Origin of the sequence: Saccharopolyspora ipomoeae, assembly GCF_029952525.1 — a bacterium.
GTDB lineage: Bacteria > Actinomycetota > Actinomycetes > Mycobacteriales > Pseudonocardiaceae > Saccharopolyspora > Saccharopolyspora ipomoeae.
In genome coordinates this window covers 440,215-454,288 of record NZ_JASAOF010000001.1, presented here as the reverse complement: position 1 = coordinate 454,288, position 14,074 = coordinate 440,215, and the positions used below count along the sequence as shown (strand labels likewise).

The window sequence follows — 14,074 nt, the reverse complement described above, 5'->3', positions numbered from 1 at the left end:
CTAGGAAGATGCCGCAGCTTGGTCGTTCACGGTAGGAGGCTGGTGACCCAGCAAACCTTGTTGGACTTCTTCGTGTCGCCTGATCAGATGCCGCAGGCGGAAGTGGTAGGACCACGGTCGAGCGCGGGAGAGCTGAAGTGCTGTGTATGCAGCGGCGATGTCTTCGATCATCGCGTACACCAGTCCTTCGATGGTGGGGGCCATAGGCAGCTTCTCGCCCGGTCCGAGACGCTTCTTCTCTTCGTCGATGATCCCGCTGGACTCGTACATGAACACGATGAAGTCGAGGGTCTTGACTCTGGTCGGTACGGAAAGCAAGAGGGTGGCGACGGTCTTCTGCTGCCGCTTGCCAAGCGACTCTTGGAACTTCACGAACTCGTTGTAGAGCTGGTTGCACTGCTCGCGGTTGGCATCGAGTGCTGCTTTAGCCATCTCCCACCCGGGGCCTGGAAACGAAAGGGTGATGACCGGCATCAAGTCCTTCGTTAAACCGAGTAGGCGGGACAACATCTCTCGATGAGCTCGCTGGTGCTCGACGATCCGGTCTTTGCGGGCCTCCAGGCGAGGCTTCGCCGCGTACTCGATTACGAGCGTGATGATTCCAGCAGTGAACGCGCTGATGAGGGCGGTTTGTGCGGGTACAGGTATTGGCACCTGCGTTAACTACCACGCGGGATGCTCAGCGTGTTCGGGTTTCGTGATCAAACGGGCAACCTTGGTCCGAATTGACCGCATTTGGTGGCGGTCTTGTGCTGGCGGTGCTGACCAGCTCGGACCACAGGTCATCCGGCTGCCGGTTCTGCTGCGGGTTGCTGGTTCCAACCCGGCTGATTCGACACAGAAGTCCCCCTGAAGGCGTGCCCGTGGACGGTGGCAGCGTAGAGAAGGCGCGGTCGTCACCTGGAGTGATTGGTGGAACTGTTGGGTTTGCCTCGTTGTATCCGGTGGCTGAATCCGTGGGGGTTCTCTTACGTGCCCTTTGGGCAAGTGCCGATTGTGATCGCGTTGTTGGTCTTGATCGGAGGACTTGATGAGTGGGCGTGTTGGGGTTCCTGTTCGGGTTCGGCGGGTTTCGAGTGAGCTTCGGGAGCTTCGGTTTCGGAGTGGGCTCGGGGCTGAGGAGGTTGCTGGGGCGCTGGGGATGTCCATGAGCAAGTTGTCTCGGATGGAGTCCGGGCAGCGGGGGTTGCGGGCCGACGACGTGTCGGCGCTGCTCGGGTTGTACCGGGTGCCGGCGAAGCAGCGGGAAGAGCTGTTGAGCCTGGTCCGGAACGCGTCCATGCCCAACTGGTGGCAGGTGCAGAACGGGCGTCTACCAGCGATGTGGGATGAGATGGTGCGTTTCGAGCGTGAGGCGTATGCGATCTCCAACTACGAGACGACGCTGATACCTGGTCTTTTGCAGACGGTCGAGTATGCGACCGCGATCGTTCACGGGACTGATCCGGACTTGAACTTCGCCGAGGTAGACACGCTCGTCACAGCGCGTCTCGGCCGCCAGACAGTGCTTAACCGGCCTTCTGCACCGCACTTCACCGCGCTGATCGAGCAGAGCATCCTCGAGCGACCGGCTGGTGGTCCGGGTGTGATGTTCAGACAGCTCCGGCACCTCGTGTCTGCGGCGAGCCAACCCAACATCACAGTCCTGGTACTGCCGACCGAGGTGGTCGTGCACCCGGGCCTTTCCGGGCCCTTCGTCGTCTACGACTTCGGGAGCCTCCCCAGCCTGGTTTACCTGGAGAACCGCGGGAGCAGTGCCTTCCTCGAAGAAGCCGAGCACGTGGCATCGGCGAAAGAATCCCTTCGGCGGTTGCACGAGGTCGCGCTCTCCGCGGAGGATTCGGTAGGCATGATGAACTCCATCGCCGACAGGTTGTCGTGAGGGCAAGGGGTCGCTGGTGACAACGCCGGATCGCTCGGAACTCAGGTGGCGCAAGAGCAGCCGGAGCAGCAACTACGGCAACTGCGTCGAGGTCGCATTCGCGGGGGACGACGTGCTCGCTCGTGACTCGAAGAACCCTGCAGGTCAGCATCTGGCGTTTGACCAGGTCGCATGGACGTCGTTCGTCCGCGGAATCCGTGACGGCCGCTTCTCCTGACGGAGTCCTGGCGAATAGGGGTCGGTAGGGGCTTGAACACAAGATCAAGTGGTTGGGAAGCCCCTAGCGATGATCTGAGATCCAATTCACTCGTCTGCCGGTTCCTGTTTTGACCAACTTCGCTACACGCGCGTGCACCCGTGCGCTAACGTTTGCCACGCTGGCAAGTGGATGTCCGTCGCCCTCACTGCGACGGCACGTGGACAAGGGGAGTTCAGCGTGAACAGCGAGGGAGGCGCGGCATGACGTTCCCGAACATCTGGGGTCAGATCGGCGAGACCATCACCAACATCGGCGAGAAGGCGGCGTACGCGCAGGCTCAGGCCGCTGGCGGCTCGATGCGGATCCAGCCGGACAAGGTCGATGAGCTCGCTCGCTTCTTCGACGACGAGGCCGAAAAGCTGGAGAACCGCGAAGCCGACATCACGATGCTCGCAGAGGTCCCAGCTCCGGGCAGCGACCCGGTCAGCACCGGTTCTGCCACGACCTTCGGACAGGTCGGCGCAGGTGGGCCCAACGCGTACATGGAGAACTACGCGAAGCTCGCTGTTGTGTTCAGGGACGCGGCCAACGCGCTGCGGCAAAGTGCGCAGCAGGTGCGCACGGACGACGACACGGCTTCTCTCAGCTTCAAGTCTTGAGTGTTCTAGGAGGAATCTTGCGTAAAGGGCTCACCGTCGGTGCGGTCTTCGCGAGCGTCGTGCTCGCGGGGTGCTCGGGTGGCGGTGCCACTCCCGAGCCTCCGAGCAGCGTTCCGACCGAGGCCCCGGCGCCGCCGAGCTCTTCCCGTACTGCCCCGGCGAAGTCGCTGCAGGTCGCTGACGCATGCGGCGTGTTGACTCCGGAACAGCAGCAGTCCGTGGGGGCCGATCAGCCTCCGCAGGCGAGGGAGTCGAACGGCATGCCTGGCTGCACGTTCGCGTCCGGCGACGCGGGAACGCAAGCAGGGTGGAACGCCTTCGTCGCGGTTACCACCAAGCAGACCTTCCAGCAGTTCGTGCAGTCGAAGCCGGGCACGCAGCCGATCACTGTTGCTGGTTACCCGGCCGCGAAGGCCGAGGTAAGTGCTCGGAACTGCACAGTCGTCGTCGACGTCTCAGATCAGGGCTCCGTCATGGCGTACGGCTTGTCGAGGGACCAAGCGGTAAACGGCTGCGACGTCATGCAGAAGGTCGCCGAGGCCGTCGTTCAGAATCTTCCGAATGCCTGAGGGGGTAGGCGGTGACCGACAACAGACACTTTGAACCCACGAGCTTCGAGGGTGCGCAGCTGACGCAGATGCGCAACTGGGTCCAGGGCGGTTCGGGCGCTGAGGCGCTGTACGAGCAGTCCACCTTGTGGAACTCCGAAGACCAGTACATGCGTGATCTGAAGACGCGGCTCAACGACAAGCTGAAGTCCGTCGGTGCGTTCATGCAGGCGGAGTCCGGTGAGGCCATGAAGGACCAGGCCATGCCGGTCGTGCTGTGGACCGAGATCACGGCGGACAGCGCGAAGCTCCAGTCGCAGCAGATGACGGCTCAGGGCGAGGCGTTCAAGAAGGTCCAGACGTCGATCCCGGCCAAGAGCGAAGAAGAGTCCGTCCCGGACGACAACTGGTTCGAAGAGGGCTGGGACAGCTTCTGGACCGGTTCGACTGACGCCGAGGACGCGAAGGCGCACAACGAGCAGCTTCGGCAGGAGGCTGTCCAGGCCTTCACCACTTACCAGGACACGTCGCAGAGCAACGTGTCGAGCAGTGCCGTCTTCGAGGCGCCGCCGACGGTGGCTCAGCCTGACGGTGGCGTGAGCAGTTCCTCCGGTCCGAGCGTCGGGGGTGTGGACTCCGGTTACTCGTCTCCGTCGTCGACCTCCAGTGCTTGGGCCGGTGGCTCGGGTTCCGGTGGCGGCAGCCTGGCGGGCGCCGGTGCCGGTGGTGGTTCCTACGGTGGCGGTTCCGCCGGTACGGGTGCTGCCTGGGCGAACCTGCCCGGTGGTGGCTCGGGCTCGGGCCAGAACCCCGGTGGCAGCGGCGCTGGTCGCGTGCCCGGTGGTCCCGGTACTCCGGGTTACCCCGGCGGTGCGCCCGGTCTGGGTGCCGGTCGTCCCGGTACGGGCGCGGGTGGCCGCGGTGGTGCCGGTGGTGCCGGTGGCCGCAGCGGTGCTGGTGCGGGCCGTGGCCTGGGGGCCGGTTCGGGTGCCGGGGGTCGCGGTGCTGGTGCCGGGATGGGTGCCGGTGGGCGCTCGGGCATGGGTGGTCTCGGTGGAGCCTCCGGCTCCGGGGTCGGCGGTGCTGGTGGCGCCGGTGGTCGCGGGGGTGCCGGCGCCGGTGCGGGCGCGGGTGCGCGCGGCCGGGGTCAGGAAGGCGAGGACGACCTCGAGCACGAGACCCCCGACTACCTCGTCGGCGACCAGGGCGTCTTCGACGAGGACCTGCCGAAGGTGGCCCCGCCGGTCTTCGGTGACTGGGACAACCAGCGGTAAGTGCTCGAAATCGCAGATCAGCTAGTGGGCGGCACCGCTTCGGTGCCGCCCACTAACTCTTGGAACAACGCGGACGATCAGTGCTCGGACTGTGGGGGGGCGGCCGTGCGTCATGGGCTTCCGAACGGCTGAGAACTGGACCAATCAGTGAACAACTCGGATCACATCGTGGACGCGATCGAGTCGGTGCCGTCCACACTGTCTGGCTGGGGAGAACCGGTGAAGATCGAGCTGTCGAAGCAGGGCTTCCACGAGGCGTGGAAGTACTTCAACCTCGGCACCAAACCCCTCGTGCTCAACGTCCTGCCCGAAGGCATCCTCGAATCCGAGCGGCGCCAGGTCGAGGCTCGCGCGCGCGAGGAGCTGCAGAACCTCGGGTTCGGCAACGAGATGCGGGAAGAGGACATCCAGGGGGCCCTGCTGCCGCTCACGCGCTACGAGCGGGCCTTCGACATCAACTTCCGCCGGCGCACGCCCGACGGCGCTCAGCGCATCGTGGCGGGCATGGTGGCCTGCACCCGCGGTCACGCCACCCTCGCGGTGCTCACCGAGGAGGCCGTGACCGTGCAGACGCTGCCCGCGGACTCGATGGTGCGGGCGATCGTGAGCGTGCTGCCCGACGACGTCAAGGCCGGCCCCGGCAAGGGCGTCTCGCTGCGCAGCGCGGCGATGGAAACCGCCGCCAAGTCGGCCGGCAACGACCGCGAGATGGCGGAAGCGCTTGTGCGGCAAGGGGTTCGGCGCGAGGAGGCCAAGGCGCTCGTGGAGATGGCCGGTGGGGCGCGCACCGCCTACGCGCAGGTCGGCTACGCCGTCATGGACGGCCACGGCAAGCGCCACCGAGCTCCGATGGTCACCAACTTCTTCGCCAACGCCAAGGGCTGGTACATGATCGAGAACAGCCACCGCAGCGACGAGGGCTGGACCACGGTCGCCCCCATCGACCGCCAGCGCATGGTCACCCGAGTTCAAGACCTGACCAAGACGCTGTAGTCGTGAACAGGCGGTAACGGATCTGCTGCCGGAGCCTCGGGTGTTACGCGCCCGGGGCTCCGGCGCGTCTGGGGGAGCGGCACGCCCGGGTGTCGCGGTGCCACATCGCAGGACCACCTTTTCCGCTGAGTGGAAGAAATCGCCGATAAACAAGATCAACTTTCATCATAGAGCAGACCTTCGGGGCGCGTCCGTTCGGGGAGTGTTTTACGCCGTTGTGACCTGCGGAGATGGCCTCCACGTGGCTCAACTGTGCGGAAATCGGACACATTCCGATAAGTTTGGCCGAGATTAGTGCACTTCAGCGGCTTTGTTGATAGGACTTGCAGCGGCCCCGTGCTCGTGCACGCCTTGTACGGGTAGAACTTCAAGGGCCAGGGCGGTGGGGCGGACTGATCCGTTCCGCAAAACCGGGACCCCCGTGGGCAACCGCCTTTCGGGACTCGGTACCGTCGCCCGCACCGATCAAGCGAAACCCCACATCACGGAGGACATGGTGGCCCTTCCCCAGCTGACTGAGGAGCAGCGGGCAGCAGCTCTGGAAAAGGCGGCTGCCGCCCGTCGCGCCCGAGCTGAGCTCAAGGAGCGCCTCAAGCGAGGCGGAACCACGCTGGCGGAGGTCCTGGACACCGCCGACAACGACGAGGTTCTGGGCAAGATGAAGGTCTCCGCCCTGCTCGAGGCCCTTCCCGGCGTCGGCAAGGTCCGTGCGCAGCAGATCATGGAGCGGCTGGAGATCGCCAACAGCCGTCGTCTGCGCGGGCTGGGCGAGCGGCAGCGCAAGGCGCTGCTCACCGAGTTCAGCGGCGAGTGATCGACGCACAAGCCGGCGCTGAGCCGAGGATCGTCCGTCAGGGCGAGCCTCGGCTCACCGTCGTTTCCGGGCCTTCCGGCGTCGGCAAGTCCAGCGTGCTCGGCGAAGTGCGCCGGCAGGTGCCGGAGGTGTACTTCAGCGTGTCCGCGACCACCAGGGCCCCGCGCCCGGGTGAGGTCGACGGGGTGCACTACCACTTCGTCTCCGTCGCGGAGTTCGAGCGGATGATCGCCGACGGCGAGATGCTCGAACACGCCCGCTACGCGGGCAACTTCTACGGAACGCCGCGCAAGCCGGTCGAAGAGGCCATCGAATCGGGCCGTCCGGCAGTGCTGGAGATCGAACTGCAAGGCGCGCGCCAGGTCCGCACCGCTTGGCCGGACGCGCAGCTGGTCATGCTGCTGCCGCCGTCCTGGGACGAGCTCGTCGACCGGCTCACCGGTCGCGGCACCGAGCCCGCCGACGTCGTCGAGAAGCGCCTGGCCGCCGCGCGCGATGAACTGGCCGCCGAACCCGAGTTCGACGAGACCGTCGTCAACGCCGACCTGCAGTCCGCGACCAGCGAATTGGTACGATTGATACTCGGCCACGAGAAGTGACGCCCAGGTCATCCTGGTCGCTGTCCCTTCGCGTCGTCCCGAACGACCTACTACTGAGCAGGAGCCACACCTGTGAGCACCCCTAGCGCGCTGGCTGCCCTCAACAGCAGCCCCTCGACCAACACCGTCGAGGGCATCACCTACCCGCCGATCGACGACCTGCTCGAGCAGGTCAGCTCGAAGTACGCGCTGGTCATCTACTCGGCCAAGCGCGCGCGGCAGATCAACGACTACTACGCCCAGCTCGGCGAGGGCCTGCTGGAGTACGTCGGCCCGCTGGTCGAGCCGGGCCCGCGCGAGAAGCCGCTGTCGATCGCGCTGCGCGAGATCCACGCCGGCGTGCTCGAGCACACCGAAGGCGAGTGACGACCGGAACGACCGAGGACCGCCCGAGGGTGGTCCTCGGCGTCAGCGGTGGCATCGCCGCCTACAAGGCGTGCGAGGTGCTGCGGCGCCTCACCGAGACCGGCCACAGCGTTCGCGTCGTGCCCACCGAGGCCGCGCTGAACTTCGTCGGCAAGGCCACCTTCGAGGCGCTGTCCGGGCAGCCGGTCGAGACCGGCGTGTTCACCGACGTGCACGAGGTGCCGCACGTGCGGCTCGGCCAGGAGGCCGACCTCGTGGTCGTCGTCCCCGCCACCGCTGACCTGCTGGCCCGCGCGGCCACCGGGCAGGCTCCCGACCTGCTCACCAACACCCTGCTCACCGCGCGCTGCCCGGTGCTGATGGTCCCCGCGATGCACACCGAGATGTGGGAGCACCCGGCGACCCGGCACAACGTGGCCACGCTGCGCGAGCGCGGTGTCGTCGTCGCCGAACCCGACAGCGGGCGGCTGACCGGCAAGGACACCGGCAAGGGGCGGTTGCCCGACCCCGCCGAGATCGTCGACCTGGCGCGGCTGCTGCTGACCTCGTCGACCTCCCTGCCGTGGGACCTGGACGGCAAGCGGGTCGTCATCTCCGCCGGGGGAACCCGGGAATCGCTCGACCCCGTCCGCTACCTGGGAAACCGCTCGTCCGGGCGGCAGGGCTACGCGCTGGCGCGCATCGCCGCGCACCGCGGCGCCGACGTGACCCTGGTCGCCGCGCACACCGCCGACCTGGTCACTCCGGCCGGTGTGCGGCTGATCAAGGTCGGCACCGCCGAGGAGCTGCGGACGGTGGTGCTGGCCGAGTCCGACGGCGCCGACGCCGTCGTGATGGCCGCCGCGGTGGCCGACTTCAGGCCGGTGAACCAGGCCGAGCACAAGATCAAGAAGACTGATCGGGATCCGGAACCCGTTGTGCTGGCCCGCAATCCCGACATCCTCGCCGAGCTCGTCGAGTCCCGTTCCGCGGGCAAGCTCGCGGCGTCGCTGATCGTCGGGTTCGCCGCCGAGACCGGTGACGCGACCTCCTCGGTGCTCGACCACGGCCGGGCCAAGCTCGCGCGCAAGGGCTGCGACATGCTCGTGGTCAACGCCGTCGGCGACGGCATGGCCTTCGAGGTCGAGGACAACTCCGGATGGCTCCTCGGCGACGACGGCACCGAGGAGCGGATCGATCTCGGCGCCAAGTCCCTCCTGGCGTCCACACTGTGGGATGCGGTCGGGCGGCGGCTCTCCGACCAGTAGTGTTTGACGGCGTCGACGCCGTCAGACCCTAGGAGAGTTGTGAGTCAGCAGCGGTTGTTCACCAGTGAGTCGGTGACCGAAGGGCACCCCGACAAGATCTGCGACGCGATCAGCGACTCGATCCTCGACGCGCTGCTCGCGCAGGACCCGCGTTCGCGCGTGGCCGTGGAGACGCTGGTGACCACCGGGCAGGTGCACGTCGCCGGTGAGGTCACCACCGAGGCGTACGCCGACATCCCCGCCATCGTGCGGAACAAGATCCTCGAGATCGGCTACGACTCCTCCGCCAAGGGCTTCGACGGCGACTCCTGCGGCGTCAACATCGCCATCGGCTCGCAGTCGCCCGACATCGCCCAGGGCGTCGACACCGCGCACGAGACCCGCGTCGAAGGCGTCATCGACGAGATCGCCCAGCAGGGCGCCGGTGACCAGGGCCTGATGTTCGGCTACGCCTGCGACGACACGCCCGAGCTGATGCCGCTGCCGATCGCGCTGGCGCACCGGCTGTCCCGCCGGCTCACCCGCGTCCGCAAGGACGGGGTGCTGCCGTACCTGCGGCCCGACGGCAAGACCCAGGTGACCATCGCCTACGACGGCGAGAAGGCCGTGGGGCTCGACACCGTCGTGCTGTCGACGCAGCACGCCGAGGAGATCGACCTCGAAGGCCAGCTCGTCGGCGACATCACCAAGCACGTCGTCGAGCCCGAGATCGCGGACCTCGCGCTGAGCACCGCCGAGACCCGGCTGCTGGTCAACCCGACCGGCCGGTTCGTCGTCGGCGGGCCGATGGGTGACGCGGGCCTGACCGGCCGGAAGATCATCGTCGACACCTACGGCGGCATGGCCCGCCACGGCGGTGGCGCGTTCTCCGGCAAGGACCCGTCGAAGGTCGACCGCTCCGCCGCCTACGCGACCCGCTGGGTCGCGAAGAACGTCGTCGCCGCGGGCCTGGCCAAGCGCATCGAGGTCCAGGTCGCCTACGCGATCGGCAAGGCCGCGCCGGTGGGCCTGTTCATCGAGACCTTCGGCACCGAGACCGTCGACCCGGCCAGGATCCAGAAGGCGGTCAACGAGGTCTTCGACCTCCGTCCGGCCGCCATCATCCGCGACCTCGACCTGCTGCGGCCCATCTACTCGGCCACGGCCGCCTACGGCCACTTCGGCCGCACCGACGTCGACCTCCCCTGGGAATCCACCACCCGCGCAGAAGCCCTCAAGGCAGCAGCCGGAGTCTGACCCCCCGCTCAGCAGAAGGTGCCCCCGGAACCATTCCGGGGGCACCTTGTCATGTCTGCGACCTCGTCACCGCACCCACCTCGCCCCTCAGGTCAAAACCTGCGGTTTTCGACGCCGTGAAAACCGCGGTTTTCGACGTGGTGGGTGGGGTTCGGGCGTGGGCAGGGGACAGTTTTAGTCACAACTGCCCGGGGCTGATGCCCGAAATGTCCGGACAGTTATGACTAAAACTGTCCCCTGGTGAGGGACGAACCCTGCTGAACCCCGTGCCCGGCCCCGACTCGTCGGAGCGGTTGAACGGGCCGGGGACGATCAGTTGACAGTCCTCGACGCGATGGTTTTCAGCCCTGAGCGCGACGCGTCGGGTGTGCTGGGTGGGATTGACCGGGTGGGGCGGGTGGGTGAGTGTTGAGGCGTGGAGCCGGTGGGGGATCGGTTCGTGGTGTACGGCGCGTCGCATTGGGTCTTGATGGGGCTCATCGTGGTCGGGTCGGTGGTTCTCGTCGTGTTCGGGCGGGGGTTGTCGCGCGACGGGGCCGAGCGGTGGTGCCGGGGGTTCGCGCTGGTCGTGGTGGGGTTCAACCTGCCGCTGCTGGCGTACCGGTTGACCCCTGGGGCCTGGGACCTGTTCAACTCGCTGCCGCTGCACCTGTGCGATCTGGCGTGGGTGGTGGCGGGTTGGGCGTTGTGGACGCGGGCCTCGACGCCGCACGCGCTGCTGTACTTCTGGGGGCTGACGCTGACCCCGCAGGCGATCATCACGCCGGCGTTGGACGCGCCCGACTTCCCGCACGTCGACTTCGTCGAGTTCTGGGGTCAGCACCTGCTGGTGATCTGGGCCGCGGCGTTCCTGACCTGGGGAATCGGGCTGAGGCCGACCTGGCGCGGGTACTGGGTCTCGGTCGGGGTCACCGTCGCGTGGGGAGTGCTGATGCTGGGCTTCAACGCCATCGCGGGCACCAACTACGGGTTCGTCAGCAGCAAGCCGAACAACCCGTCGCTGCTGGACCTGATGGGCGGCTGGCCCACCTACCTGGCCGTGGAGCTCGTCGTCGGCATGGCCGCCTGGGCGCTGCTCACCTGGCCCTGGACGCGCCGCCGCGAGCCCGTCACGGCAGCTTGAAGCCCTGCTGCCGCCACGCCTCGTAGACCGCGACCGCCGCCGAGTTCGCGACGTTCATCGACCGGATGCCCGGCAGCATCGGGATCCGCACCCGCAGCGACGCCGACTCGATCAGCTCGTCCGGCAGCCCCGTCGACTCCGGGCCGAACAGCAGCACGTCGCCCGGCCGGTAGTCGACTTCGGTGTGGATCATCTCGGTGCGGGCGGTGAACGCGATGACCCGCTCCGGGCGCAGCGCGTCCCAGCAGGCGTCCAGGCTCGGGTGGACGTGCAGCGCGGCGCGGTCGTGGTAGTCCAGCCCGGCGCGACGCAGCTTCGCGTCCTCCACGGAGAACCCCAGGGGCTCGATCAGGTGCAGCGCGGCGCCCGAACCGGCCGCCATCCGGATCGCGTTCCCGGCGTTCCCGGGAATCTCGGGGTGGTAGAAGACGACGTGAAACACTCGAAAATGCTTTCACACGCTCCACCCGGATCCCAACTCGCCGGTCACCTCCGGCACCAGGGCGCGACGGGGGAGCATGGTAGAGAAGACACATGGCAGGTGGGCAGCCGCGGAAGCGGAAGGAGGAGACCGAGCGCACGGCGGCGGCGAGCAGTCCGGTCGCGCGCGTGCTGGTCGACGTCCCGCTGCCGGTGCACCTGGACCGCCCGTTCGACTACCGCGTTCCCGATCGGCTCGACGCCGACGCTCAGGCCGGGGTGCGGGTGCGGGTGCGGTTCCGCGGCAAGCTCGTCGACGGTTACCTGCTGGAGCGCGTCGAGACCTCCGAGTTCAAGGGCAACCTGGCGTGGCTGGAACGGGTCGCCTCGCCGGAACCGGTGCTGACGCCGGAGATGCTCGCCCAGGCCCGCGCTGTCGCCGGCCGCTACGGCGGGATGCTCGTCGACGTCCTGCGGCTGGCTATCCCACCGCGCAGCGCCGCCGCCGAGAAGTCGGCTCGGCGCGAACCGGTTCCCGCGCCCGACCGGCCGGAAACGCCTGCGTGGCAGCGATATCAGCACGGTCAGTCCTTCTTGGACGCGTTGAGCGCGGGTCGTCCGGCCCGCGCGGTGTGGCAGGCGCTGCCGGGGGAGGACTGGCCCGCGCGGCTCGCCGAAGCCGCCGCCACCACGGCCTCCGCCGGGCGCGGGGCGCTGATCGTCGTGCCCGATCACCGCGACCTCAAGCGGCTGCACGCGGCCTGCGCGGCGCTGCTCGGCGACGACGTCGTGACGCTGACCGCCGACAGCGGCCCGGCCGAGCGCTACAAGCATTGGCTCGCCGCCCTGCGCGGTGCCGCGCGGGTGGTGATCGGCACGCGTGCGGCGATGTTCGCGCCGGTGCGCGACCTCGGGCTGGCCGTGGTGTGGGACGACGGCGACGACCTGCACTCCTACCCGCAGACGCCCTACCCGCACACGCGCGACGTGCTCACCCAGCGGGCGCACACCGCGGGCGCGGCGCTCGTCGTCGGCGGGTTCGCCCGGACCGCCGAGGCCGCGCTGCTGGTCGAGTCCGGCTGGGCGCACGAGCTCGTCGCGCACCGCACCGAGGTCCGGGCCGCCGCGCCGCGCGTGACCTCCATCGGCGAGGACGACACGCAGCTCGCGCGCGACCCCGCGGCGCGGGCCGCCCGGTTGCCGTCGGTGGGATTCGAGGCCGCCCGGGCCGCGCTCAAGAGCGGCGCGCCGGTGCTCGTCCAGGTGCCCCGGCGCGGGTACGTACCGGCTCTGGCCTGCGGAGACTGCCGCGAACGCGCTCGGTGCCGGCGCTGCGCGGGGCCGTTGTCGCTGCCCGGGGGAACCGAGGACGGGATGCCCAAACCGGCCGCGTGCAGCTGGTGCGGGACCTCCGAGGCGGCGTTCAAGTGCCCGCAGTGCGGGTCGCGGCGGTTGCGCGCGATCGCCGTCGGTGCGGGCCGCACCGCCGAGGAGCTGGGGCGGGCGTTCCCCGGAATCCCGGTGCGGACCTCCGGCGCGGGCGAGATCCTCGCCGACGTGCCCGGCAAGCCCGCGCTGATCGTGTGCACTCCCGGCGCCGAACCCGTCGCCGACGGCGGCTACGGCGCGGCGCTGCTGCTGGACGGCCGCACCCTGCTCGGACGACCCGAGCTGCGGGCGTCGGAGGCCGCGCTGCGCAAGTGGTTCGCCGCCGCCGCTCTCGTGCGGCCCGCCTCCGACGGCGGGCGCGTGGTGGTGATGGCGGAGTCGTCGCTGCAGCCGGTGCAGGCGCTCGTGCGGTGGGACCCGGCCTGGTACGCCGCGCAGGAACTCGCCGAGCGCGCCGAGCTCGGGTTCCCGCCCGCACGCCGCGTGGCGGCCGTCGACGGGACGCCGGACGCGATCGAGGCGCTGCTGGACTCGGCGGACCTGCCTTCCAGCGCCGAAGTTCTCGGGCCGGTGCCGCTCGGCGAGGTCGACGAGGACGGCAGCTCCGAGCGCGAGCGCCTCATCGTCCGCGTCGACCGCACCGAAGGCCGAGCGCTCGCGGACTCCCTGCACGCCGCCCAGGCCATCCGCGCGGCCCGCAAGGCCACCGAGCTCCAGGTCCGCCTCGACCCGCTGGAGATGTTGTAGTGCGGGTGTTCCTGGAGACCGAGCGCATGGTGCTGCGGGAGCTCACCGCCGAGGACACCGACGCGGTGTTCCGGCTCAACAGCGATCCCGAGGTCATGCGGTACCTGAACGGCGGCGTGCCCAGCACGCTCGAAGAGGTCCGGTCGGAGACCATGCCGATGTACCTGGCGCGCTACGAGCGCTACGGCGGACACGGCAACTGGGTCGCCGTCGAGCGGGAGACCGGGGAGTTCCTGGGACTCTTCAAGTTCCACCCGAACGCGTCGGACGACCTCGGCAACTTCGAGCTCGGCTACCGGCTGCACCGCTCGGCCTGGGGGCGAGGCTTGGCGACCGAGGGATCGCGGGCGCTGATCCACAAGGGCTTCGCCGACCTCGGCCTGAGTCGCGTGTGGGCCCAGACCATGACGGTCAACACCGGCTCCCGCCGCGTCATGGAGAAAGCCGGTCTGCGCTACGTCCGGACCTTCTTCACCACCTGGCCGGAAGGCCCCATCCCCGGGTCCGAGCACGGCGACGTCGAGTACGCCCTCACCCGCGACCAGCTGAGCCCCAAGCCCTGAGCCGGGGCCTGGCAC

Annotated in this window: 16 protein-coding genes; 14 read left to right on the top strand and 2 right to left on the bottom strand. The window is 68.6% G+C overall.

Going from position 1 to position 14,074, the window contains the following annotated elements:
* Window positions 1-654, bottom strand: a complete 654-nt coding sequence (locus tag QFW96_RS02185) for a hypothetical protein (protein WP_281453759.1) — start codon at window positions 652-654, stop codon at window positions 1-3.
* Between the two features lie 376 nt (window positions 655-1,030).
* On the opposite strand from QFW96_RS02185, the gene QFW96_RS02180 reads away from it, so the two are divergent.
* From QFW96_RS02180 to QFW96_RS02125, 12 genes are all read left to right on the top strand, one after another.
* Window positions 1,031-1,882: a helix-turn-helix domain-containing protein gene (locus QFW96_RS02180; RefSeq protein WP_281453758.1), complete on the top strand. Its 852-nt coding sequence runs from the start codon at window positions 1,031-1,033 to the stop codon at window positions 1,880-1,882.
* Between the two features lie 16 nt (window positions 1,883-1,898).
* A complete protein-coding gene (locus QFW96_RS02175) occupies window positions 1,899-2,099 on the top strand; it encodes a DUF397 domain-containing protein (RefSeq protein ID WP_281453757.1) in 201 nt (66 codons plus the stop codon).
* A gap of 242 nt (window positions 2,100-2,341) precedes the next feature.
* Complete coding sequence (locus QFW96_RS02170) at window positions 2,342-2,740, top strand: PE domain-containing protein (protein WP_281453756.1); 399 nt, start codon at window positions 2,342-2,344, stop codon at window positions 2,738-2,740.
* A gap of 17 nt (window positions 2,741-2,757) precedes the next feature.
* Entirely contained in the window at window positions 2,758-3,309 is a 552-nt protein-coding gene (locus QFW96_RS02165) for a DUF3558 domain-containing protein (RefSeq protein ID WP_281453755.1), read from the top strand.
* A gap of 11 nt (window positions 3,310-3,320) precedes the next feature.
* Window positions 3,321-4,562 carry a hypothetical protein gene (locus QFW96_RS02160; protein ID WP_281453754.1) on the top strand — a complete coding sequence of 414 codons (1,242 nt, stop codon included), beginning with the start codon at window positions 3,321-3,323 and terminating at the stop codon, window positions 4,560-4,562.
* 219 nt (window positions 4,563-4,781) lie between these two features.
* Window positions 4,782-5,555, top strand: a complete 774-nt coding sequence (locus QFW96_RS02155; protein WP_281453753.1) for an ESX secretion-associated protein EspG — start codon at window positions 4,782-4,784, stop codon at window positions 5,553-5,555.
* A 496-nt stretch (window positions 5,556-6,051) separates the two neighbouring features.
* On the top strand, window positions 6,052-6,369 hold the full coding sequence (gene mihF, locus QFW96_RS02150) for an integration host factor, actinobacterial type (RefSeq protein WP_093423896.1): 318 nt from the start codon (window positions 6,052-6,054) through the stop codon (window positions 6,367-6,369).
* Entirely contained in the window at window positions 6,366-6,968 is a 603-nt protein-coding gene (gmk, locus tag QFW96_RS02145) for a guanylate kinase (protein ID WP_281453752.1), read from the top strand. The genes mihF and gmk overlap by 4 nt, the downstream gene beginning before the upstream one ends.
* A gap of 72 nt (window positions 6,969-7,040) precedes the next feature.
* Complete coding sequence (gene rpoZ / locus QFW96_RS02140; RefSeq protein ID WP_010310991.1) at window positions 7,041-7,334, top strand: DNA-directed RNA polymerase subunit omega; 294 nt, start codon at window positions 7,041-7,043, stop codon at window positions 7,332-7,334.
* A complete protein-coding gene (gene coaBC, locus QFW96_RS02135) occupies window positions 7,331-8,581 on the top strand; it encodes a bifunctional phosphopantothenoylcysteine decarboxylase/phosphopantothenate--cysteine ligase CoaBC (RefSeq protein ID WP_281453751.1) in 1,251 nt (416 codons plus the stop codon). Before rpoZ ends, coaBC begins: the two co-directional genes overlap by 4 nt.
* A gap of 39 nt (window positions 8,582-8,620) precedes the next feature.
* A complete protein-coding gene (metK, locus tag QFW96_RS02130) occupies window positions 8,621-9,817 on the top strand; it encodes a methionine adenosyltransferase (protein WP_281453750.1) in 1,197 nt (398 codons plus the stop codon).
* Window positions 9,818-10,232: 415 nt separating this feature from the next.
* Window positions 10,233-10,940 (top strand): YwaF family protein, encoded by a 708-nt coding sequence (locus tag QFW96_RS02125; protein ID WP_281453749.1) that lies wholly within the window; start codon window positions 10,233-10,235, stop codon window positions 10,938-10,940.
* Here the strand turns inward: QFW96_RS02125 and QFW96_RS02120 are convergent.
* The gene (locus QFW96_RS02120; protein ID WP_281453748.1) at window positions 10,927-11,382 is read right to left on the bottom strand and encodes a tRNA (cytidine(34)-2'-O)-methyltransferase; all 456 of its coding nucleotides are present in this window, start codon (window positions 11,380-11,382) and stop codon (window positions 10,927-10,929) included. The genes QFW96_RS02125 and QFW96_RS02120 overlap by 14 nt on opposite strands.
* 92 nt (window positions 11,383-11,474) lie before the next feature.
* On the opposite strand from QFW96_RS02120, the gene QFW96_RS02115 reads away from it, so the two are divergent.
* Together QFW96_RS02115 and QFW96_RS02110 are read left to right on the top strand one after the other, a co-directional pair.
* Window positions 11,475-13,496, top strand: coding sequence for a primosomal protein N' (locus QFW96_RS02115; RefSeq protein WP_281453747.1), 2,022 nt, complete (start codon window positions 11,475-11,477; stop codon window positions 13,494-13,496).
* A complete protein-coding gene (locus QFW96_RS02110) occupies window positions 13,496-14,059 on the top strand; it encodes a GNAT family N-acetyltransferase (RefSeq protein ID WP_281453746.1) in 564 nt (187 codons plus the stop codon). The genes QFW96_RS02115 and QFW96_RS02110 overlap by 1 nt, the downstream gene beginning before the upstream one ends.
* Window positions 14,060-14,074: the final 15 nt, after the last annotated feature.

Coding starts and splice junctions, on each gene's coding strand:
- QFW96_RS02170 (WP_281453756.1), top strand. CDS start 2,342: ATGACGTTCCCGAACATCTGGGGTCAGATCGGCGAGACCATCACCAAC.
- QFW96_RS02115 (WP_281453747.1), top strand. CDS start 11,475: ATGGCAGGTGGGCAGCCGCGGAAGCGGAAGGAGGAGACCGAGCGCACG.
- QFW96_RS02180 (WP_281453758.1), top strand. CDS start 1,031: ATGAGTGGGCGTGTTGGGGTTCCTGTTCGGGTTCGGCGGGTTTCGAGT.